The organism is Micromonospora tarensis (genome assembly GCF_016803395.1).
Classification (GTDB): Bacteria; Actinomycetota; Actinomycetes; order Mycobacteriales; family Micromonosporaceae; genus Micromonospora; species Micromonospora tarensis.
Genome location: NZ_JAEVHL010000024.1, coordinates 1 through 21,920, shown reverse-complemented (window position 1 = coordinate 21,920; position 21,920 = coordinate 1). Strand labels below are relative to the sequence as shown.

General features: G+C 72.2%; 16 protein-coding genes and 3 pseudogenes. 15 read left to right on the top strand and 4 right to left on the bottom strand.

Translation table 11 applies throughout. The annotated features are described in order from the left end of the window. The first annotated feature begins 123 nt into the window (after positions 1-123). The gene (locus JM949_RS08320; RefSeq protein WP_203147852.1) at positions 124-1,866 is read left to right on the top strand and encodes an ABC transporter substrate-binding protein; all 1,743 of its coding nucleotides are present in this window, start codon (positions 124-126) and stop codon (positions 1,864-1,866) included. 156 nt (positions 1,867-2,022) lie between these two features. Beyond that, positions 2,023-2,892 carry an AraC family transcriptional regulator gene (locus tag JM949_RS08315; protein ID WP_203147851.1) on the top strand — a complete coding sequence of 290 codons (870 nt, stop codon included), beginning with the start codon at positions 2,023-2,025 and terminating at the stop codon, positions 2,890-2,892. A gap of 62 nt (positions 2,893-2,954) precedes the next feature. Here JM949_RS08315 and JM949_RS08310 read toward each other — a convergent pair. Next, positions 2,955-5,097, bottom strand: a pseudogene (locus JM949_RS08310) (prolyl oligopeptidase family serine peptidase). Between the two features lie 87 nt (positions 5,098-5,184). On the opposite strand from JM949_RS08310, the gene mshB reads away from it, so the two are divergent. The 3 genes from mshB to JM949_RS08295 all read left to right on the top strand — a co-directional run bounded on the left by mshB (position 5,185) and on the right by JM949_RS08295 (position 7,176). Next, positions 5,185-6,165 (top strand): N-acetyl-1-D-myo-inositol-2-amino-2-deoxy-alpha-D-glucopyranoside deacetylase, encoded by a 981-nt coding sequence (mshB, locus tag JM949_RS08305; protein ID WP_203147850.1) that lies wholly within the window; start codon positions 5,185-5,187, stop codon positions 6,163-6,165. A 17-nt stretch (positions 6,166-6,182) separates the two neighbouring features. After that, positions 6,183-6,617: a hypothetical protein gene (locus JM949_RS08300; RefSeq protein ID WP_203147849.1), complete on the top strand. Its 435-nt coding sequence runs from the start codon at positions 6,183-6,185 to the stop codon at positions 6,615-6,617. A gap of 82 nt (positions 6,618-6,699) precedes the next feature. Then, positions 6,700-7,176: a hypothetical protein gene (locus JM949_RS08295; protein WP_203147848.1), complete on the top strand. Its 477-nt coding sequence runs from the start codon at positions 6,700-6,702 to the stop codon at positions 7,174-7,176. Between the two features lie 228 nt (positions 7,177-7,404). Here JM949_RS08295 and JM949_RS08290 read toward each other — a convergent pair. After that, positions 7,405-8,438, bottom strand: a pseudogene (locus JM949_RS08290) (GNAT family N-acetyltransferase). Between the two features lie 78 nt (positions 8,439-8,516). Here JM949_RS08290 and fdxA point away from each other — a divergent pair. The 5 genes from fdxA to JM949_RS08265 are packed head-to-tail and all read left to right on the top strand — an operon-like array spanning position 8,517 to position 12,297. Further along, positions 8,517-8,843 carry a ferredoxin gene (gene fdxA, locus JM949_RS08285; RefSeq protein ID WP_110563518.1) on the top strand — a complete coding sequence of 109 codons (327 nt, stop codon included), beginning with the start codon at positions 8,517-8,519 and terminating at the stop codon, positions 8,841-8,843. Then, on the top strand, positions 8,840-9,946 hold the full coding sequence (gene dapC / locus JM949_RS08280; RefSeq protein ID WP_305070584.1) for a succinyldiaminopimelate transaminase: 1,107 nt from the start codon (positions 8,840-8,842) through the stop codon (positions 9,944-9,946). Before fdxA ends, dapC begins: the two co-directional genes overlap by 4 nt. A 17-nt stretch (positions 9,947-9,963) precedes the next feature. Then, on the top strand, positions 9,964-10,989 hold the full coding sequence (locus JM949_RS08275; protein ID WP_203147847.1) for a prephenate dehydrogenase: 1,026 nt from the start codon (positions 9,964-9,966) through the stop codon (positions 10,987-10,989). A 10-nt stretch (positions 10,990-10,999) separates the two neighbouring features. Continuing rightward, positions 11,000-11,650 carry an SIMPL domain-containing protein gene (locus tag JM949_RS08270; protein ID WP_203147846.1) on the top strand — a complete coding sequence of 217 codons (651 nt, stop codon included), beginning with the start codon at positions 11,000-11,002 and terminating at the stop codon, positions 11,648-11,650. Next, complete coding sequence (locus JM949_RS08265; RefSeq protein ID WP_203147845.1) at positions 11,650-12,297, top strand: nucleoside/nucleotide kinase family protein; 648 nt, start codon at positions 11,650-11,652, stop codon at positions 12,295-12,297. Before JM949_RS08270 ends, JM949_RS08265 begins: the two co-directional genes overlap by 1 nt. Here the strand turns inward: JM949_RS08265 and JM949_RS08260 are convergent. Then, entirely contained in the window at positions 12,294-12,851 is a 558-nt protein-coding gene (locus tag JM949_RS08260; RefSeq protein ID WP_309232060.1) for a sugar O-acetyltransferase, read from the bottom strand. The two genes, JM949_RS08265 and JM949_RS08260, sit on opposite strands and share 4 nt — an antisense overlap. Before the next feature lie 135 nt (positions 12,852-12,986). On the opposite strand from JM949_RS08260, the pseudogene JM949_RS08255 reads away from it, so the two are divergent. Next, positions 12,987-16,338, top strand: a pseudogene (locus JM949_RS08255) (S8 family serine peptidase). Between the two features lie 49 nt (positions 16,339-16,387). On the opposite strand, the gene dapD reads toward JM949_RS08255, so the two are convergent. Then, a complete protein-coding gene (gene dapD / locus JM949_RS08250) occupies positions 16,388-17,347 on the bottom strand; it encodes a 2,3,4,5-tetrahydropyridine-2,6-dicarboxylate N-succinyltransferase (protein WP_203147844.1) in 960 nt (319 codons plus the stop codon). Between the two features lie 76 nt (positions 17,348-17,423). On the opposite strand from dapD, the gene dapE reads away from it, so the two are divergent. The 4 genes from dapE to JM949_RS08230 all read left to right on the top strand — a co-directional run. Next, the gene (dapE, locus tag JM949_RS08245; protein ID WP_203147843.1) at positions 17,424-18,497 is read left to right on the top strand and encodes a succinyl-diaminopimelate desuccinylase; all 1,074 of its coding nucleotides are present in this window, start codon (positions 17,424-17,426) and stop codon (positions 18,495-18,497) included. Positions 18,498-18,877: 380 nt separating this feature from the next. Further along, positions 18,878-19,744 carry an LOG family protein gene (locus JM949_RS08240; RefSeq protein ID WP_203147842.1) on the top strand — a complete coding sequence of 289 codons (867 nt, stop codon included), beginning with the start codon at positions 18,878-18,880 and terminating at the stop codon, positions 19,742-19,744. After that, on the top strand, positions 19,744-20,289 hold the full coding sequence (locus JM949_RS08235) for an LOG family protein (protein ID WP_203147841.1): 546 nt from the start codon (positions 19,744-19,746) through the stop codon (positions 20,287-20,289). Before JM949_RS08240 ends, JM949_RS08235 begins: the two co-directional genes overlap by 1 nt. Before the next feature lie 149 nt (positions 20,290-20,438). Next, positions 20,439-21,920, top strand: a 1,482-nt coding sequence (locus tag JM949_RS08230) for an ATP-dependent helicase (RefSeq protein WP_203147840.1), incomplete at its 3' end; no start/stop codon positions are given.

The following is a 21,920-nucleotide window of genomic DNA, read 5'->3' as shown; positions in this document are numbered from 1 at the left end:
CCGGTGGCGAAATTTATCGACAACTGTTACACAACTTGCAGGTTTTCTTCCTTACGATCCTCGGGACGTCGGCGGTTCTCGCCCCGACGAAACCGCACGACACATGGGTGAAGGAGGTACTTCATGAGACCACGCGTGGTGGCTGCCGCAGGCGGCGCGATCGCCCTGGTGGTGGCATTGGGTGCGTGCTCGAAGAACACGGGCGAGGGCACCACCGTGGACAGCGAGCGGAAGCAGACCGGGGTCATCGCGACCGACCCCAAGGACTCGCAGGGTCCGGCGGCCGAGGTCAGCGGGGCGCAGAAGGGTGGCACCTTCAGCGTCATCCGGGAGTCGCCGATCTCCCACCTCGACCCGCAGCGGACGTACTCCTTCGCCGGTCTGATGGCCAACCCGCTCTGGTCTCGCTACCTCACCACCTGGAAGGACGACGGCAAGGGCGGCCTGGTCCTCGTCGGTGACCTCGCCGAGACGCCGGGCAAGAACGTCAACAACGACTGCAAGGTCTGGGAATTCACCGTCAAGGACGGGGTCAAGTTCGAGGACGGCCGACCGATCACCTCCAAGGAGATCGCGTACGGCATCGCCCGCTCCTTCGACCCGGACCTCTCCGGCGGCCCGACCTACCTCCAGGAGTGGCTGGCCGACAGCCCGCAGTTCGACACCAAGTGGGACTTCAAGAAGAACAAGACGTCCCTGCCGCCCGGCCTGAGCACCCCGGACGCCAAGACGCTGCGCTTCGAGTTCGCCAAGCCCCGCTGTGACCTGCCGTTCGCTGTCTCGCTGCCGACCACCGCGCCGCTGCCGGCGGACAAGGACACCGGCATCGACCTGGACAAGCAGCCGTTCTCGTCCGGCCCGTACAAGGTCGCCAAGAACCAGGTCGGCGTGCAGCTCACCCTGGACCGCAACCCCAACTGGGACCCGAACACCGACCCGGTCCGGCACCAGTACCCGGACCAGTTCGTCTGGAGCTTCGGCCCGACCGCGGACGCCGCCAACAACCGGGTGATCGCCGACAACGGCGCGGACCAGAGCGCGCTCGCCTTCAACACCGTGCCCGCCTCGCTGGTCGCCAAGGTGGCCGGGGACACCTCGCTCAAGTCGCGCAGCATCCTCTCCCCGACGCCGAGCGCCAACCAGCTCGTCATCAACAACCAGCGGGTCAAGGACCTCAAGGTCCGCCAGGCGCTCAACTACGCCATCGACCGGGAAGGCATGGTCAAGGCGCTCGGTGGCCAGAACGTCGCCGCCCCGCTGACCACGCTGATGCCGCCGGCCACCATCGGCTACCAGGCGTACGAGGCGTACCCGGCCGGCCCCAACGGTGACGTCGCCAAGGCCAAGGAGCTGCTCGGCGGTCAGACCCCGGAGCTGGTCCTCGGTGTCGCCGACAACTCGACCGAGCAGCAGCAGGGCGCCCAGCTCAAGGCCAACCTGGAGCGCGCCGGCTTCAAGATCACGCTGCGGAACATCTCGGACGACGCCAAGCTCGACGAGATCAAGAAGAAGGACAACCCCTGGGACCTGTACATCGGTAACTGGGCGGCGGACTGGCCGAGCGGGGCGTCGATCCTGCCGGTGCTCTACGACGGTCGCACCATCAAGGCCGAGGGCAACAGCAACCAGTCCTACTTCAACGACCCGGCGATCAACGCCGAGATGGACCGCATCCTCGCCCTGCCCCCGGCCGACCAGGGTCCGGAGTGGGCCAAGCTCGACCAGCGGATCATGAAGGAGCACGCCCCGGTGGTGCCGCTCTACGTCGACGTGGCCTACAACGTGCACGGGTCCAAGGCCGGCGGGATCTTCATCTCCAGCGTCTTCGGCTACCCGTCGTTCGTCAACGCGCACGTCAAGCCGTAAGGCACACCGCAGACAGACAGGGGTCCCTCCCGACAACGCCGTCGGGAGGGGACCCCTGTCGTCGTTGGAGAGGCCGGGCACCTGATCGGATCGGACCGCTACGGTCGGGTGCCGGGCAGGGTCCTTCGGTCAGGCTTGACGTCGAAGGGAGGCCTCGTGATCGCCGCACTCAACCAGCTCGTCGACCAGGTCGAAGAGCACCTCACCGAGGAGTTCGACGTCACCGCGGCGGCCAGGGCGCTCGGCACGACCGAGTACCACCTGCGCCGGATGTTCTCGTCGTTGGCCGGAATGCCGCTCTCCGAGTACGTGCGCCGACGCCGGATGACCGTCGCCGCCGCCGACGTCGTTCGCGGCGAGGGCGATCTGCTGAGCATCGCCGTCCGGCACGGATACGGCTCGACCGAGGCGTTCGGCCGTGCGTTCCGGGCGGTCCACGGTGCCAGCCCCGGTGAGGTACGCCGCCACGGAGGCCCCCTTCGCACACAACCGCAGCTCAGGTTCCGCCTGACCGTCGAAGGGAGCACCCCCATGAACACCCGCATCGTCGACCGCCCCGCGTTCCGGCTGGTCGGGCACGCGGCCCGGGTTCCACTCATCCACCAGGGCGTCAACCCGCACATCCAGCGGCACATCACCGGGCTGCCAGCAGAGGAGCATCTCCGGCTCAAGGCCCTCAGCGACACCGAACCCGGCGGGCTGCTCCAGGTCAGCGACGACGTCGACGCCGAGGCCACCGAGGGCAGCGAACTGACCTACCTGCACGGGGTCGCGGTGTCCCGGGACACGCCGGTCCCCGACGACCTGGACGCCATCGAGGTACCGGCCGGCCAGTGGGCGGTCTTCCACACCTCCGGACCTCACCCGCAGGCGCTACAGACGACCTGGGCGGCGACCGCGACCGAGTGGTTCCCGTCCAACCCGTGGCGACTGCGACCCGGCCCCTCGATGGTGGCGATCCTCGACCGCGCGGCCGACTTCAGCACCGCGACCTGCGAACTGTGGCTGCCCGTCGAGCCGGCGTGACCGACCGCGCGGACGTCTGACCGCGGCTGACGGCAGGTGTCCAGGATCCCCGGCCCGGGCGGTCACCCCAGATGGGTACGGAGGAAGTCCAGCTCCAGTGGGAGCAGACGCTCGGCCGTGCCGTTCGCGGCCAGGTGGGTGGCTCCGCCCAACGGCAGCACCGCGTGCGGGCGGCCCGAGCCCAGCAGCGCCGCCGAGAGCCGGAGCGTGTGCGCGGCCACCACGTTGTCGTCGGCCAGACCGTGCACCAGCAGTAACGGGCGGGCCTGGTCCGGGCCGGTGACCGGCTCGGCGGCCAACTCGACGAGCGAATGGTGCGCGTAGACGTCCATGCCGTCCTCCGGCAACCCCAGATAACGCTCGGTGTACGCGGTGTCGTACAGCGTCCAGTCGGTCACCGGCGCACCGGCGATGCCACACCGGAAGAGCTCAGGATGGCGCAGCACCGCCAACCCGGCCAGCCACCCCCCGAACGACCAACCGCGCACCCCCACCCGGCCCAGGTCCAGGTCCGGATGCTTGGCGGCGAGCGCGCTCAGCGCGTCGATCTGGTCGGTCAGGATCACATCGGCCATCCGCCGGTGGATCGCCTTCTCGAACGACGGCGCCACCCCCGGCGTACCCCGGTTGTCGATGGTGACCACCGCGAACCCGGCGTCGGCCCACCACTGCCGTTCCAACCAGGCCGCCCGGGCGGCCACCACCTCCTGGTGCCCCGGTCCGCCGTAGATGTCCAGCAGCACCGGCAGCCGCCGGCCCGTCACGTGGTTGTCCGGGTAGAGCACCGCGGCCGGGAGCCGGCGGTCGGTCACCCGTTCCAGCAGCGGCAGCGGAGAATACGGCGGGGTGGCGGCGAACGACCGCAGCTCGGCGAGCTCCTGATCGCCCCGGCGCACCGTCCAGCGCACCCCGGCGTGGTCCAGCGACGCGACCCCGACCGCGACGGTGTCCCCGCCCACGGCGGCCGTGTGCCAGCCCGAGTCGGTGGTGAGCCGGCGCGCGTCCACCCCACCGCCGATGGTGGTACGGACCCGGAACAGGTGCCGCTCGCTCGGCTCGCCGTCGCTCGCCTCCACCAGCAGGTCGGCCGGGCCGGCGGCGGACGGCAGCCGACCCACCACCGCCGCACGTACAGCGACGGCGGGGTGAGCAGGGTGCCGTCGGCGAACAGGCACCGCGCGTCGTACCCGTCGTGCGCCAACTCCCCGCCGACCAGCACCCGGCCATCCGGCAGGTGGGCCGGCGTGCCGGTGATCGGCTCGACCCAGCGCGGGTCGGCCAGCTCGGCGTGCACCTGCGTCTCGCCCGTCCGAGGGTCCACCGCCAGGACCAGCCCGTGCTGCTGCGACCGGCGCAGCACGGTGATCAGCGGGCTGCCCTCACCCCAGCTGACCCCGGTCAGGTACGGGTAGGTCTCCCGGTCCCAGTGCACGTCGACCCAGCCGTCGTCAAGGTCCAGCAGGTGCAGGCTGACCTCCGCGTTCGGGCCACCGGCCCGGGGGTACGCGACAGCGGTCGGCACGCTGGCCGGGTCGGCCGGGTCGTGCAGGTGCCAGCGCTCCAGGCGGGACTCGTCGACCCGGGCGGCGAGCACCGAGCGACCGTCCGGCCCCCACCAGTAGCCCCGGAACCGGCCGAACTCCTCCGCCGCGATGTGCTCGGCCAGCCCCCAGCTCACCCCGGCGTCCTCACCGGCCAACAGGGTGTCGGTGCCGTCGGCGTCGATCACCCGCAGCTCGCCTCGGCGCACACCGTCGGCCGCGTCGGTCACGTACGCCAGCCGTTGCCCGTTCGGGTCCGGACGAGGGTCCAGCACCGGGCCGACGTGGCCACCTCCACCACGTCGCCGTGCACCAGATCGGCCCGGAACAACCGTCCGGCCAGCGCGAACGCCGCCACCCGGCCGGCCGCGTCCAGCGCGTACGAGCCGATGCCGTCGGCGCTGAGCCGCAGCCGCTCGCGCAGTGCGCGTTCACCGGGGCTGAGCGACCTGACGTCCCCCTCCTCGCCCAGCAGAGCGGCCGGGTCGGCCACCAACCGCTCCTCGGCGGTGTCGACGTCCAGCAGCCAGAGCGCGTCCGCCGGATCCTCGGGACCGGCGGAGCGTAGGAAGATCACCCGGGAGCCGTCCTCGGCCACCGAGACAGCGCGTGGCGCGCCGTGGCTGAACCGGCGGGTGCGGGCGGCCAGCTCCGGAAAGTCCACACGGCAAATCGTAGAGCGGTCGGGAGGGTGATGTGGGCGACCTGGGCGGACGCGTCAGCACCGGCCGGAGGAGGACCGCCGGTTAGAGTGACCGTCGTGACGACGCTGCCCGACCGCCGCCTGCTGCTGGTCCACGCGCACCCTGACGACGAGTCGATCGGCACCGGCTCGACGATGGCCCACTACGCCACGGACGGCGCGCACGTCACGCTGGTGACCTGCACGTTGGGCGAGGAGGGCGAGGTTCACCTGCCCGCGCTGGCCCAGCTCGCCGCCGCCGAGGCCGACCAGCTCGGTGGGTACCGGATCGCCGAGCTGGCCGCCGCGTGCGCCGCGCTCGGCGTCACCGACCACCGCTTTCTCGGCGGCGCCGGCCGCTACCGCGATTCCGGGATGATGGGGCTCGCGACCAACGAGCACCCCCGGGCCTTCTGGCAGGCCGACCTCGACGAGGCCGCCGGGCAGCTGGTCGAGATCATGCGGGAGGTACGCCCGCAGGTGCTGATCACCTACGACCCGAACGGCTTCTACGGCCACCCCGACCACATCCAGGCCCACCGGGTGGCGATGCGTGCGGTCGAGCTGGCCACGGCCGAGGGCTGCGCCCCGCTCAAGGTCTACTGGACGGCCATGCCGCTCAGCGTGCTGGAGGCCGGCATGACGCACTTCGCCGAGTCCGCCGACAACCCGTTCGGCGGCATCGAGGACATCGCCGACCTGCCCTTCGGCACCCCGGACGCCGAGATCGCCGCCCGGATCGACGGCACCGACCAGCACACCGCCAAGGAGGCCGCGATGAAGGCGCACGCCACCCAGATCCCGGCCAACTCCTGGCTCTACTCGATCGCCGGCAACTTCGGCGGCGAGTTCATGGGCGTGGAATATTTCACCCTCGCGATCGGCGAGAAGGGCCCGGGCACCGGGCCGTACGGCTGGGAGGACGACCTCTTCGCCGGGCTGCCCACGCAGACCGTCCCGGACCGGTCCCCGGTCGAGACCGCCCCGGACCGGTCCCCGGTCGAGACCGCCCCGGACCGGTCCCCGGTCACGGCGGCGGGTCTCCGGTGACAGTGCCCGCCGCACCGATGACGGTCGTGGAGGACCAGAACGCCCCGCCCCCGGCGGGGCCACCGCCGCGAGTGCTGGACCTGGGGCTACGGCTGGCCGGTGCGATCGTCGTGGTGCTCGCCGGAGTGCTCACCGGGGTGCTGGAGCTGCTGCTCGCCACGGTCCGCGTCGGCGGTTACCTGGTCGGCGTCTCGGCGCTCCTCGCCATCGGCGCCAACATCGTGCTGAGCTGGTTCGCGTACGAGGCGGTGGGTCGCCGGTGGGCGGTGGCGCTGCCGGCGGTGCCGTGGTTCGCGCTGATGGCTGTCGCCGCCGTCCGGACCGACGAGGGCGACCTGTTGCTGGCCGGCGACAACTGGGTCGGGTTGGCCATGATCGTGGCCGGCGCGATGACCTTCGCGGTGATGGGCTTCCGGCAGATCCTCGCCCCGCCGCCCACGCTCGGTGGCTGATGACGTCACCCAGGTAAGGGTGGTAGATATTCCTGCCAGGGATGCGAGCCCCGCGACGGGGCGTACGGCAGGAGGTCGGGCGATGGACAGACGGAGGCGGGACGTCGGGGTGCTCGTGGCGGCACTGTTCGCGGTCAACGTGGTCGCCCGACTGATCATCCGGTTCGGCTTCGAGGGTGAGGACGCCGCTGCCGACACCGCTGCGGATCGGGTGTCGCTGGCGATGTTCGCGGTGATCGGTTTGATCCTGGCCGTGGTCGTCTTCCGCTGGGGCCACCGCCGGCCAGTGGCGGGTTGGGGCGCCGACATCGCCCTGGTGGTGCCGGTGGCGATGCTGCTGACCGTGCTGGTCGGGCCACTGCTGATCGGTCACAACCCGTTCGCTGGCGGGGCGCCGACGTTCTTCGCCCAGATCTGGCTCTACCTGCTCGCCACCGGTGCCGGGGTGTTGATCGGCTACCTGGTGCTCACCGCGCTCGGCCGGGACTACCGCTCTCAGCAACTCAAGCGGTACGCCGAGGTCAAGGCGGCCAAGCCGCGCCGCGTCGTCCGCCGCTGACCACCGCCCGCCCAGGCCGGCCGGTCGGATTGGCCGACTGGACTGGCCGGTCGGATTGGTCGGCCGGTCGGGCGCGGGTCTTGATCGACTCGGTTTCCTTGATATCGGGGCTTCCCGGCGTCGTGGATGCTGCGTTTTCCTGAATGTCGAGTGGATCACCCTGCCTGACCGACAGCGTCCGGCCCGGGTCAGTTCGGCGCGGTCGGGGTCAGTGCGGCGCGGCCGGGGTCAGTGCGGGGCGACCCGGGTCAGGTAGGTGTGGTGCGTGGTGAAGCCGAGCCGCTGGTAGAGCGCGACCGCCGCTTCGTTGCGCTGCTCGACCTGGAGGAACGCGTGCGTCGCGCCGCTGGAGGCACCCCAGGCGGTCAGTTCCTGGATCACCCGGCGGGCCAGCCCCTGCCGGCGGCCGCCGGCAGCACCTCGATCAGGCTGAGGCCCACCCAGCGGCCCTGACCGGTCACGGTGCCTCGACCGACCGCCACCAGCGTGCCGTCGGCGTACACGTGGGCGAAGCGGACCTGGTCCACGGCGGTGAGCACGTGTCGGCGGCCTCCGGGAGGCCGCCCTTGCGCCCGGCGGCGATGGTCAACCACTCCTCGCCCGGCGTGGCGGCCAGCTCGACGACCGCGTCGCCCCATCCGCCGACCCGCCCACCGCCGACGCCGCAGTGGCCGGCGGTCGAACCGTTCGGCTCGGCGGTCGGGCCGGGTGCGGCTGCGGCGGACGCCGGTGCCGGCAGGGGCAGCGGCGCGGTCTGTACCAGCGTCGGTGGGCGGGACGCCCCAGCCGCGGGCGTCCAGTTCGGTGCCGACCGGTGCGGCGAGCGGCAACGGCGTGTTGATCAGCGCTGGCTGGCCCAGCTCGGCGTACCAACGCTCGACCGCGTCCACGGCGGCGGCCAGCGGCCGGTCCGGGTCACCGATCGGCAGCGCCGAGTTGGCCCGTCCGGTCCAGCCCTGCGCCGACCGGAGCAGCCAGTCGCCGAGCCGGCCGCGGGTCGGTGCCGGCCAGGCCTCGTCGGCGGCCCGTTCCAGCGCTGCCACGGCCGCGGCGGTCGGTCGCCGGGTCGGCGGTACGCGCTTGGCGCGGTGCACCTGTGCCACCGGAACTCGTAGCTGACCCTGCGCGGTCGCCAGAGTGAGATGGGTCTCGCTCAGCTCGACCAGCTCACCAAGGGCATCGGAGAACAGGGGGCGGCCTTCGCGAATCCCCACAATCCGGCGGACCACGATTCGGTGTCCCACATCCTGCTGTCGGAGCACGATCGACCCCCTCCCCGGCGAGATACTAGGCTCTTACCGTCGCGGGAGATCGCGGCGTGTCTTGCGGAGGAGATACCGGTGACCTACATCATCGCCGAGCCGTGCGTGGATGTGCTCGACAAGGCATGCATCGAGGAGTGCCCGGTCGACTGCATCTACGAGGGCAACCGGATGCTCTACATCCACCCCGACGAGTGCGTCGACTGTGGTGCCTGTGAGCCCGTCTGCCCTGTGGAGGCGATCTTCTACGAGGACGACGTCCCGGAGCAGTGGAAGGACTACACCGGCGCCAACTACGAGTTCTTCGAGGAGCTGGGCTCGCCCGGCGGTGCCTCGAAGGTCGGCAAGGTGGAGAAGGACGCCACCTTCGTCGCCGCGCAGCCGCCGCGCGGCGAGGGCCACTGAACCGGTCCGCGCCGGTCTCGTCGCGGCTGCCCGAGTTCACCTGGGATTCTCTGGACGCCGCGGCCACCCTGGCCGCGGCGCATCCGGAGGGGCTGATCAATCTCTCCATGGGCACGCCGGTCGACCCGGTGCCCGAGGTGATCCGCCGGGCGTTGGCTGACGCGTCCGATGCTCCCGGTTACCCGTTGACCGCCGGGACTCCGGCGCTGCGGGCCGCCATCGCGGCGTGGGTGTCCCGGGCCTGTGGCGCCGGCGTCGACGGTCTCGGTGTCCTGCCGACCATCGGCTCGAAGGAGCTGGTGGCCTGGCTGCCCACCCTGCTCGGCATCGGTCCGGGTGACGTGGTGGTGGTGCCGTCGGTCGCGTACCCCACCTACGAGGACGGCGCCCGGCTGGCCGGTGCCACAGTCGTACGCTCCGACTCGCTCACCTCGGTCGGCCCCACCTCGCGGGTCCGGTTGGTCTGGGTCAACTCGCCCGGCAACCCGACCGGGCGGGTGCTGCCCGCCGCGCACCTGCGCAAGGTGGTCGACTGGGCCCGCGAACGTGGCGCGGTGGTCGCCAGCGACGAGTGCTACCTGCCACTCGGCTGGTCGGCCGAGCCGGTCTCGGTGTTGTCTCCGCAGGTCAGCGGCGGCAGCTACGCGGGGGTGCTCGCCGTGCACTCGCTGTCCAAGCGGTCCAACCTCGCCGGCTACCGGGCCGGGTTCGTCGCCGGTGACCCGGCGCTCGTCGCCGAGCTGCTCAAGGTCCGTAAGCACGCGGGGATGATCGTGCCCGCGCCGGTGCAGGCGGCGATGGTCGCGGCACTGGAGGACGAGCGACACGCCGAGGAGCAGCGGGAGCGCTACCGAGCCCGCCGGGAGGTGCTCGCCGCCGCGTTCACCGGTGCCGGGTTCACCGTCGAGCACTCCGAGGCGGGCCTCTACCTCTGGCTGACCAGGGGCGAGGATTGCTGGCAGACGGTCGACTGGCTGGCCCGCCGCGGCATCCTGGTCGCCGCTGGCACCTTCTACGGCCCGACCGCCGGTCAGTACGTCCGGGTCGCGCTGACCGAGTCCGACGAGCATGTCGCGGCGGTCGCCGGCCGGCTGCGGGCCTGACCCCGGGCGGCCTGGCGATGACCGACGGCGGGACCGGGCGGTACGCCAGGGTGCGGGCCGCCGTGCTCGGCACCGGCCTGATCGGTGGCTCGGTGCTGCTGCGCCTGGCCGAGGCCGGCCTGGACGTCGTCGGCTGGGATCCGGACCCGGCGACCCGGGAGCGCGCGCGGCTGCGGGGCGTGCTCGCCCCGGCCACGCTCGAAGAGACAGTGGTCGGCCGGGATCTGATCTTCCTCTGCGGCCCACTGCCCACCCTGCCGTCCACCCTGGCCCGGATGGTCGAGCTGACCGCGCCCGGCTGCGTGCTGACCGATGTCGGCAGCACCAAGGTCGAGGTGGCCGAGGCGGCCGACCGGCTCGGGCTCGGCGACCGGTTCGTTCCCGGGCATCCGATGGCCGGCGCGGAGTCCGCCGGCCTGACCGCCGCGTCACCGACCCTGCTGGCCGGCGCCGCCTGGGTGCTCTGCCCGGCGGCTGTCGCGACGGGCCCCTTCCGCTGGCTGACCGGGCTGCTGGTGGAGGTGTTCGGCGCCCGGGTCGTGCCGATGTCCGCGCCGGCGCACGACTCGGTGGCCGCGCTCGCCTCGCACGTGCCGCACCTGCTGGCTGGTGCGCTGGCCGGTGCGACGCAGCGGGCGCCGTTGCGTGACGCGGTGCTGGCGCTGGCCGCGGGGAGCTTCTCCGATGGCACCCGGGTCGCCGGCACACCGGCGGAGCGGACCGCGAACATGCTGCTGGCCAACCGTGACCGGGTGCTGCACGAGTTGGCCGAGGTCCGGGTGTTCCTGGATGGGCTGGCCGACGCGCTGCGGGCCGACGACGCAGCCTCGCTCGTCGCGCGCTACGCGGAGGCGAGGGCGGCCCGGTCGGCACTGCTGGACCGGCGGTTCGCCAGCCGGTCGCGGAGGTTCGATATCGACGGCGAGCAGCGGGCCGAGGTGACGTGGCTGCGCGAGTTGGGTGGCGCCGGTGGGCACCTGACGGAGTGTCGGGTCGACCCGGACACGGTTTCGTACACCGCGTGGCTGCCCGTGGCTGACTAGGCTGAGGGGCATGGCGGTGGACGGTCCGGTGGTGCAGGTGCGCGGCGAGGCGTACCGGGAGGTGCCGCCCGAGCTGGCCCGGTTCGCGGTCACCGCCACGGCGCGCGACCGGGACCGGGAGGCGACGCTGACCCGGTTGGCCGAGCGGGCCGCCGCCGTCCGGGTGCTGCTGGACGGCTCCGGGCCGGCGGTGGCCCGACGGGAGACCGGCGACCTGCGGGTCCGACCGGAGACGCGGCGCTCGGGTGAGCGGGTGGTCGCCTGGCACGGCAGTGTCACCACGACCGTCACCGTCACCGACTTCACCCCCCTCGGGGAGCTGATGCTCCGGCTCGCCGATCAGGACCAGGTCGAGGTGGCCGGCCCGTGGTGGGAGCTTCGTCCGGACAGCCCGGCCCACCGCGCGGCCCGACACGCCGCGATCAGCGACGCGCTGCTGCGCGCCCGGGAGTACGCGGAGGCGCTCGGCGCTCAGGTCACGTCCCTGATCGAGCTGGCCGACGCCGGGCCCGTCGACCGGCCGATGTTCGCCCGTGCGGCGTTCGCCGGAGGTGGTGGCGCTGGCGGTGGCCCGCCGGAGCTGGAGCTGGACCCGCAGCCACAGACCGTGCAGGCGGCGGTGCAGGCGCGGTTCACGATCAGCGACCCGGTCCTGGGCTGATGCCGCCGGCCCGGGTGCTGTCCCTCGACGAGTTGATTTCGAGGGCGGTGGAGCTGGCCGAGGCCGGGCCGCGACAACTGCTCGGCATCGCCGGTGCGCCGGGTGCCGGGAAGTCCACCCTGGCCGAGCGGATCGTGGCCGAGGTCGGGTCGGCCGCCCGGTTGGTGCCGATGGACGGCTTCCACCTGGCGCAGTCGCAGCTGGTCCGGCTGGGGCGGGCCGACCGTAAGGGCGCGGTGGACACCTTCGACGCCAACGGGTATGTCTCGCTGCTGCGCCGACTGCACCGGCTGGAGCCGACGTCGGTGTACGCGCCGGAGTTCCGCCGGGAGCTGGAGGAGCCGGTGGCCGGGGCGATCGAGGTGCCGCCGTCGGTCCAGTTGGTGGTGACCGAGGGCAACTATCTGCTGCTGCCGGATTTTCCCTGGCAGGAGATCCGGCCGCTGCTGCACGAGGCATGGTTTCTCGACCTGGACGCCAAGCTGCGGCAGCGTCGGCTGACGGCCCGACACGAGGCGTTCGGTCGGTCGCCGGAGGAGGCGCGCGCCTGGGCGCTGGGCAGTGACGAATCGAATGCCGAGCTGATCACCCCGACCGCCGATCGTGCCGATCTGGTGGTCCGTCTGCCCGAGCCGCCGGCGCCCTAGTCGAGTTCGCGGACCGGCCGGGCCGGGTTGCCGACCGCTACCACGTTGGCGGGCAGGTCCCGGGTGACCACCGCGCCCGCGCCGACGACGGTGTTCGTGCCGATCGTCACGCCGGCCAGGACGATGGCACCGCCGCCCAGCCAGACGTTGTCGCCGATGGTGATCGGCCTGGCCGCCTCCCACTTGTCGCGGCGCGGGCCGGGCTCCACCGGATGGGTCGGTGTCAGTAGCTGGACGTTCGGTCCGACCTGGACGTCGGCGCCGATGGTGATCGGCGCGACGTCGAGGAACACGGCGTGGTAGTTGACGAAGCTGCGCGGTCCGATGCGGATCTGCCAGCCGTAGTCACAGTAGAACGGTGGCCGGATCCAGGTGCCCTCGCCCACCTCGCCGAGGAGGGCGCGCAACGCCGCCAGGCGGGCCTGCGGGTCGGCGGCGGCGCTGGTGTTGAAGCTTTCCATCAACTGGGCGGCCCGGTCCAGGTCGGCGATGATCTCGGCATCGTCGGCGAGGTACGGCTCGCCGGCGAGCATCCGGTCCTTCATGGCGGTCACCGCCCGATCATGCCGGTGCGGCTCGTCGGCTCGTGGCGGGTTCGTCATTTCTCGGACTTCATTTTGCATACCCGGTATGCAATTCTGGTTGTCAATTCGATCCCCATCCATAAAACGCTCGACGAGGAGGATCCGTTGCTCCAGGGAAGAAGATTGGCCGCCCTCGGCCTCGTGTCAGCGCTGGCGCTCTCCGCGCCGGCTCCCGCCGCAGCCGCCGCCGTGCCCGCCCCGACGGGCGCACCGGCCAACAGGCCGCTGCGAACGGGCCCACCGCCAAACGCCCGACCACCGTCACGTTGATCACCGGTGACCGGGTCACCGTCACCGCCACCGGCGCCTCGGCTCAGCCCGGCGCCGGCCGCGAGGACGTGCGGTTCCTCATTCAGCGCGAGCGCGGACGCCTCTCCGTGACGCCGACTGACGCGCTGCCGTTGCTGCGCTCGGGTCGGGTGGACCGACGACTCTTCGACGTCACCGGGCTGATCGAGGCCGGTTACGACGACGCCCAGCGGGACAGCCTGCCGCTACTGGTGACGTACGGCTCGACGGGCGCCAGCCGGCGTGCCCCGGCCGCGCTGCCCGGCACCCGGGTGACCCGTGACCTGGCGGCGATTCGCGGTGTCGCCCTGGCCACCGGCAAGTCCTCTCTCGGCGCGGTCTGGGCGACGGTCACCACCGGGTCCAGCGCGGCCCGGCTCGGCGCGGCGGGGGGCGTCGAGCGGATCTGGCTGGACGGTCGCCGCCGGGTGACCCTCGACCACAGCGTGCCCCAGATCGGTGCGCCTGCCGCCTGGGCGGCCGGGTTCACCGGTAAGGGGGTGTCCGTGGCCGTGCTGGACACCGGCGTCGACGCCACCCACCCGGATCTGGCTGGCAAGGTGGCCGAGGCGCGCAACTTCACCGAGGTGACCGACGCTCGGGACACGGTCGGCCACGGCACCCACGTGGCCTCGACCATCGCCGGCTCCGGCGCGGCCTCCGACGGCCGGTACCGGGGCGTGGCACCGGACGCGACGCTGCTGGACGGCAAGGTCTGTGAGAACACCGGCTGTAGCGACTCGGCCATCCTCGCCGGCATGCAGTGGGCCGCGGTCGAGAAGAAGGCCGCCGTTGTCAACATGAGCCTCAGCGGCTGGGACACCCCGGAGGTCGACCCGCTGGAGGAGGCGGTGCAGACCCTGACCGCGCAGACCGGCACGCTCTTCGTCTCGCCGCCGGCAACGACGGCTCGGACGGCTCGGTCGGCTCGCCGGCCAGCGCCGACGCCGGGCTCGCCGTGGGCGCTGTGGACCGCGACGACGAGTTGGCCGACTTTTCCAGCCGGGGCCCTCGGGTCGGTGACGACGCGCTGAAGCCGGACATCACCGCGCCCGGCGTCGACATCGTCGCCGCCAGGTCGGCCAACGGCGTCATCGGCGACCCGGTGGGGGACCGCTACGTGACGATCTCCGGCACCTCGATGGCCACCCCGCACGTGGCCGGGTCGGCCGCACTGCTGGCCCAGCAGCACCCGGGATGGCGGGCCGACCGGCTCAAGGCGACCCTGATGGCCGCCGCCAAGCCGCACCAGGACCAGACCGCCTACCAGCAGGGGGCCGGACGGGTCGACGTCGCACACGCGATCACCCAGCAGGTCAGCACCGACCCGGTGAGCGTCTCGTTCGGGCGTACGCTCTGGCCGCACGGTGACGACGCCCCGATCACCCGCACGGTGACCTGGCGCAACGACGGTCCGGCCCCGGTCACTGTGGACCTGACCATCGAGGGCGCTGGCCCCGGCGGTCGAGCGCTGCCGGCCGGCCTGTTCCAGTTGGGCACCGGCCAGCTCACCGTGCCGGCTGGCGGTACGGCCGCCACCACCGTCACCGTGAACACCCGGCTCGGCGACGCCGACGGCTACTGGACCGGGCGGATCGTGGCCCGCTCCGGGGCGACGGTCGCCGTCACCCCGCTGGCCGTGCACCGGGAGGTGGAGAGCTACACGCTGACCGTGGAGCACCTGAACCGCGCCGGCGAGCGCACGTCGGACCACTGGACCACCCTGCTCGGCATGGACACCTTCGCCTACTGGGATCTCGTCAGCCCCGACGGGGTGGCCACCGTGCGGGTGCCCAAGGGGCACTACGGCCTGACTGGCCTCGTCTTCGAGCCCGGACCGGAGGATGAGCAGCGCGGGATGTCCCTGCTGGCGCAGCCGCTACTGACCGTCGACCGGGACACCCGGATCGTGGTGGACGCCCGCCGGGCCAAGCCGGTACGGATGACCGTTCCGGACCGGAACGCCACCCCGCAACTGATCGACCTCAGCGGCAACTTCACCGCCGACGACGGCAGTGCGTACGGCGTCGGGCTCTGGGCGGACACCTTCACCGGCCTGACCAGCGGTCAGCTCGGCAAGCCGGTCTCCGCCGACCAGTTCGTCGCCACCGTCAGCAGCCAGTGGATCGAGCCGGACACGGCCAACAGCCCGTACCTGTACGCGCTGGCCGAAGCGATCCCTGGCCGGATGCCCACGGGGTTCGTCCGCGACTATGGCCGACGGGACCTGGCCACCGTCGTGCACCGGTTCCGCGGTGGCTACACCGGCACCGAGACCGAGCGGAGCGTGTATCCCGTCCTGGAGTACAACGTCGGCGGCTCCGCCCTGGTCCTGCCCACCGTCGTGCCCGGCCAGCGGGTCGAGTACTACAACACCACTGGCGTGCGCTGGGAGTCCGAGATCTACTTCGGAACGCGGGACGACGAGGGCTGGTTGGAACCGCAGGCGGTGCTCTTCTCGACGCCCACCGCGTACCGGGCCGGACGGGTGGTGCGGGAGACCTGGAGCCAGGCCCCGTTCGCACCGTCGTTCCCCACCCCGCGCTGGCCGGAGCAGAGTGTCACCCGCACCGGTGACACCATCCTGGTCGACCTGCCGATGTTCAGTGACGCCGCCGGGCACCCGGGCGGCTCGCTGACCGGCAGCGGGCGAACCGACCTCTGGCGCAACGGCAAGCTGGTCGGCGAGAGCGAGTACGCCGGCTACGGAGAGTTCACCGTGCCGGCGGGTGCGGTGGACTACCGGCTCGTCACGTCGGCCACGCGAAGCTTCACCGACCTGAGCACCGAGGTGGAGTCCAGCTGGACCTTCCGGTCGAGGCACGTCGCCGGTGACACGCCGGCCCGCCTGCCGTTGATGGCGGTGCGTTTCGCGCCACCGCTGGGCATCGACAGCAGCGCCCCGGCCGGGCGGAGCTTCGTCGTCCCGGTGCAGGTGCAACGGCAGCCCGGTGCGCCGTCCGTCCGGGTGACCAAGCTGACCGTGGACGTCTCCTACGACGGCGGCAAGACCTGGCAGGCCGCCCGGGTGCGGGACGGCGGGCACGGCTGGACCGCCACCGTCCAGCATCCCGTCGGGGCCGGGTACGCGTCGCTGCGGGCCACCGCCCGGGACTCCGCCGGCAACACGGTGACCGAGCGGATCATCCAGGCGTACCGGTTGCGCTGAGGCGTACCCCGTCCGGTCGCGGCCGAGCGCCGCGGACCCGGACGGTTCGTCAGTCGTTGGCGTGCAGCGCGGCGTTCAGCTCGATGCCCCGGCCGGTGCGCGGCCGGGCCTCCAACGCGCCGGTGACCGAGTTGCGCCAGAACAGCAGGCCGTCGACGCCGGACAGCTCGCGGGCCTTGACCACCCGGCCGTCCGGCAGGGTGATCTTGGAGGCGGCCGTGATGTAGCAGCCGGCCTCGACCACGCAGTCGTCGCCCAGGGAGATGCCGACGCCGGCGTTCGCGCCGATCAGGCTCCGCTCGCCGATGCTCACCTTCTCGGTGCCGCCACCGGAGAGCGTGCCCATGATCGAGGCGCCGCCCCCGACGTCGGAGCCGTCACCGACCAGCACGCCCTGCACGATCCGGCCCTCCACCATCGAGGTGCCCACGGTGCCGGCATTGAAGTTGACGAAGCCCTCGTGCATCACTGTCGTGCCGGCGGCCAGGTGCGCGCCGAGGCGGACCCGGTCGGCGTCGGCGATCCGCACGCCGGAGGGCACCACGTAGTCGGTCATCCGGGGGAACTTGTCCACCCCGTAGACCGCCAGGTGGCGACCGGCGGCCCGCTCGATCACCCGCAGCTCGTCCACCCGCTCCGGCGGGCACGGCCCGGCGGACGTCCAGGCCACGTTGGCCAGCTTGCCGAAGATGCCGTCCAGATTGAGCTCGTTGGGCCGGACCAGGCGGTGCGAGAGCAGGTGCAACCGGAGGTACGCGTCCGGGGCGTCCTTGATCGGTTCGTCCAGCGAACCGATCACGGTGACCACCTGGACGGTACGCAGACCGGGCAGGGACCGGTCACCGAGCGCGGCCGGCGGCAGGTCGAGCACGTCCGCCTTGTCCTCGCCGGCCACCAGCGGCAACTCGCCCAGGCCCAGCTTGCCGGTCGGGTACCAGGTGTCGAGCACCTGCTCGTCTGCCGTGACCGTGGCCAGGCCGATGCCCCAAGCGGAATCTGCGGACGTCACTGTTACACCTCTCGTCACGGCCGGCTGGCCTCAGCTCACTCCTCGCGCTGACAGACCTGAAGGTACCGTGCGAACCATGGAGAACCCGCTGACCCCCGAGGTCCTCGCCGATCCGGTGCAGCTGACCCGCGCTCTGGTCGACATAGAGTCCGTGTCCCTGAACGAGAAGGCGATCGCCGACTGTGTCGAAGAGGTGCTGCGGGGCGTACCGCACCTGACCACCCACCGGCACGGCAACACGGTGATGGCGCGCACCGACCTCGGTCGGTCGCAGCGTGTCGTGTTGGCCGGGCATCTCGACACGGTGCCGCTGAACAACAACTTCCCGTCGACCATGCGCGGCGACCTGATGTACGGCTGCGGCACCTCCGACATGAAGTCCGGCACCGCGTACGCGCTGCACCTGGCCGTGACGCTGCCCGATCCGCGCTACGACGTGACGTACTTCTTCTACGAGGCCGAGGAGATCGAGTCCCGGTACAACGGGCTCAACCTGGTCGCCCAGGCGTACCCGGAGTGGCTGGAGGCGGACTTCGCCGTGCTGCTGGAGCCGACGTACGGCATTGTCGAGGCGGGCTGCCAGGGCACCATGCGCTCGGTGGTCACCACGACCGGGGTGCGCGCCCACTCGGCGCGCTCCTGGCACGGCGCGAACGCCATCCACGCCGCCGCCGAGGTGCTGCGCCGGCTCCAGACGTACGAGGCGCGCCGGGTCACCATCGACGGCTGCGACTACCGCGAGGGCATGAACGCGGTGCGGATCAACGGCGGGGTGGCCGGCAACGTGGTCCCGGACCTGTGTGAGGTCGAGGTCAACTACCGGTTCGCTCCGGATCGCACTCCCGCCGAGGCGGAGGCGCACCTGCGTGAGGTGTTCGCCGGCTTCGAGGTGGCCGTCACCGACTCGGTCGCCGGCGCCGCGCCGGGGCTGACCGCCGCTCCGGCGAAGGAGTTCCTGGCGGCGGTCGGCGCCGCGCCGATCGGCAAGCTGGGCTGGACGGACGTGGCCCGCTTCGCGGCCATGGGGATCCCCGCGCTGAACTTCGGCCCGGGTGACCCGAACCTCGCCCACCACCCGGATGAGCACGTCGAGATCAGCAAGATCCGGGACGGCGCGGCGACCCTGCACCGCTGGCTGGCCCCGGCCTGACTCACCCCCGGGTCCGGTCGTCCGGGTCCGGCCCCCGCCGGTGATCAAGAGGTTTGCGTCAGCCGGGCCCGTTGTCGGCGACGCAAACCTCTTGATCAGCTCCGGATGGGACGGGTGCTGCGGGGGAGGGGTTCAGGTCCCGGGTGCGGCGGCGTTCGGCCACCACGTCTCGGATCCGTCGCTGCATCTGGCGACGGATCCGGATCATCTCGCTGTTACTGATCACGCTGTCTCCTCCCCCGAAGGCGCGCGCCGGGGCATACCCGGTATGTGAATAGTAAGACGTGCGGGAGGGCCGAATAGTTGCCCATGATCGCGAACTATTTCTCGGCGTCCGCGCCCCGCGCACCCGAGCGGTTCGGCTCCACTACGGTTGCCCCATGAGCGAGAGCAACGGACGGGAGGCCGGTCGCGGTCCGGGAATGGAACGTCATCGCGGCGCGGTCACGCTGCGCCGAGGAGCGATCCCGAGCAGCACCGCCGATCAGCGGTTGCTCGATTCACGTGGGCGCGGCGACTGGAAGACCAAGGACGCCTGGCGCGCCCTGCGCATCCTCTCCGAGTTCGTCGAGGGCTTCGACACCCTCGCTGATCTGCCGCCGGCGGTAAGCGTCTTCGGGTCCGCGCGCAGCGGGCCGGACAGCGCCGAGTGCCAGCTGGCCGAGCAGCTGGGTGGCGCGCTGGCCCGGGCCGGCTACGCGGTGATCACCGGTGGCGGCCCCGGTGTGATGGAGGCCGCCAACCGTGGCGCCAGCGAGGCCGGCGGGCTCTCCGTGGGGCTGGGCATCGAGCTTCCGTTCGAGCAGGGCATCAACGAGTGGGTCGACCTGGCCATCGACTTCCGCTACTTCTTCGCCCGCAAGACGATGTTCGTCAAGTACGCCCAGGCGTTCGTCGTGCTGCCCGGTGGGTTCGGCACCATGGACGAGTTGTTCGAGGCGCTCACCCTGGTGCAGACCGGCAAGGTCACCCGGTTCCCGGTGGTGCTCATGGGGGTCGCCTACTGGCAGGGGCTGCTCGACTGGTTGCGCGACACGATGGCCGCCACCGGCAAGATCGGCCCGGTCGACCTGGATCTGATCTGCCTCACCGACGACGTCAACGCGGCGGTCCGGCACATCGTCGCGGCGGAGGCCGCGCTCTCCGCCGAGCAGGAGGCGGTCCGCGAGGAGGCTGTCGCGCGTACCGCCGCCGACCAGCAGGCCGCCGCCGAAGAGGCCGCCGAGCAGTCGCGGGACGACGCCTGATGGCGGCGATCTGCGTCTTCTGCGCCTCCTCCCGCACGCTTAACCAGCGCTGGCTGGATCTGGCCAGCGAGACCGGCGCTGCGCTGGCCCGGCGTGGGCACACCCTGGTCAGCGGTGGCGGTTGCGTCGGCATGATGGGCGCGCTGGCCGACGGTGCCCGGTCCGCCGGTGGGCGCACCGTGGGCGTGATCCCCCAGTCGTTGGTCGATCTGGAGGTCGCGGACCTGGCCTCGGACGAGCTGCTGGTGACCGACTCGATGGCCAGCCGCAAGACCCTGATGATCGACAAGTCGGACGCCTTCCTCACCCTGCCCGGCGGGTTGGGCACCCTGGACGAGTTGTTCGAGGTCTGGACCACCGCCACGCTCGCCCTGCACGCCAAGCCGATGGTGCTGATCGACACCGACGGGTTCTACCGTCCGCTGCTGGACTGGCTGGACGCGCTGGCCGACCAGCACTTCCTCAAGACCGCCGGCCGCGACCTGCTGACAGTGGCCACCTCCGTGGACGAGGCGCTGACCGCCCTGGAGTCCCGCCTAACCTGACCACCCCCGCCGGACCGCCGGGTCCTGCCGCCTTGATCATGAAGTTGTCGCCCTCGACGTCGGCGTGTCGCGGCAACAACTTCATGATCAACGGGGTCTGGTGGGGTGGGGTCTGGGTGGGTGTCGTACGGGTCTGATGGGATGAGCTGATGCAGGCGTACCGGTTGGTGCGGCGGTCCGCGGGGCCGCCGCCGGGGGACGGGGGAGCGCCCGCTGACAGCGCCGCGCCCGTCGCCGCTGGCGATCGGCTTGCCGACCCGGTGCAGACGGAGGTGGTCGGGCACACCGACGGGCCGATGCTCGTGCTCGGCGGACCGGGCACCGGCAAGACCAGCACCCTGGTCGAGGCGGTCGCCGCCCGGGTGGCCGAGGGCGTCGACCCCGAACGGATCCTGGTGCTGACCTTCGGTCGTCGAGGTGCCAGCGCACTGCGCCAGCGCATCGAGGCCCGGATCGCCCAGGACGGCCACCGGGTGCTGCGCGAGCCGCTGGTGCGCACCTTCCCGGCGTACGCCTTCGGGTTGCTCCGCCGAGCCGCCGCCGAACGGGGTGAGCCCTCGCCTCGGCTACTCACCGGCCCCGAGCAGGATCTGATCATCCGCGAGCTGCTGGACGTCGTCGGTGAGGAGCCTGAGGACGACCCGGTCGGCTGGCCGACCGATCTGCGCCCGGCGCTGCGGACCCGGGCGTTCGCCGGCCAGCTACGCGACCTGCTGATGCGCGCCGCCGAGCGGGGCGTGGGCCCGGTCGACCTGGCCCGGCTGGGCGAGAAGCTCGGCCGCGCCGACTGGCCCGCCGCCGCCCGCTTCCTCCGGGAGTACGTCGCCGTCCTCGCGCTGCGCGACGTCAGCAACCGGGGCTCGATCGCGTACGACCCGGCCGAACTGGTCCGGGCGGCCACCGGGCTGCTCCGCGACGACGAGGAGTTGCTGGCCGCCGAGCGTCGTCGACTCGCCCACGTGTACCTCGACGAGTTGGCCGACACCGACCCCGCCCAGCTGGAGCTGCTCTCGGTCATCGCCGGCGGCGGCACGTCGCTTGTCGCGTTCGCCGACCCGGATTCCTCCACGTACGCCTTCCGGGGCGCCGATCCGGCCGGGGTGGCGACCTTCCCGCACCGCTTCCGGACGACTTCCGGCGCACCGGCCGCGCAGGTGCTGCTGACCACGTCGTACCGGGCCGGGCCGGGTCTGCTCGCCGCGATCGCCCGGCTGGGCCGCCGGCTGCGTGGTCCGGCCGCGCACCGTCGACTGCACCCACTGCCGGACGCGCCGCCCGGCGTGGTCGAGGTGCACACGTTCCGCTCGGCGACCAGCGAGGCCGCCTGGCTGGCCCACGCGCTGCGCTCGGCCCACCTGCTCGACGGCGTGCCCTGGTCGCGGATGGCGGTGCTGGTGCGGTCCACCGCGTTGCAGCTACCCACCCTGCGGCGGGCGCTGCACGCGGCCGGCGTACCCACCGTGGTGCACGGCGAGGACCTGCCCCTGCACCTGCAACCGGCGGTCGCGCCGCTGCTGCTTCTGCTGCGCTGCGCGCTGGAGCCGGAGCGACTCGACGAGGAGGCGGCCGTCGCGCTGCTGCACTCGCCGCTGGGCGGCGCCGACCCACTGGCCGAGCGGCGGCTGCGGCAG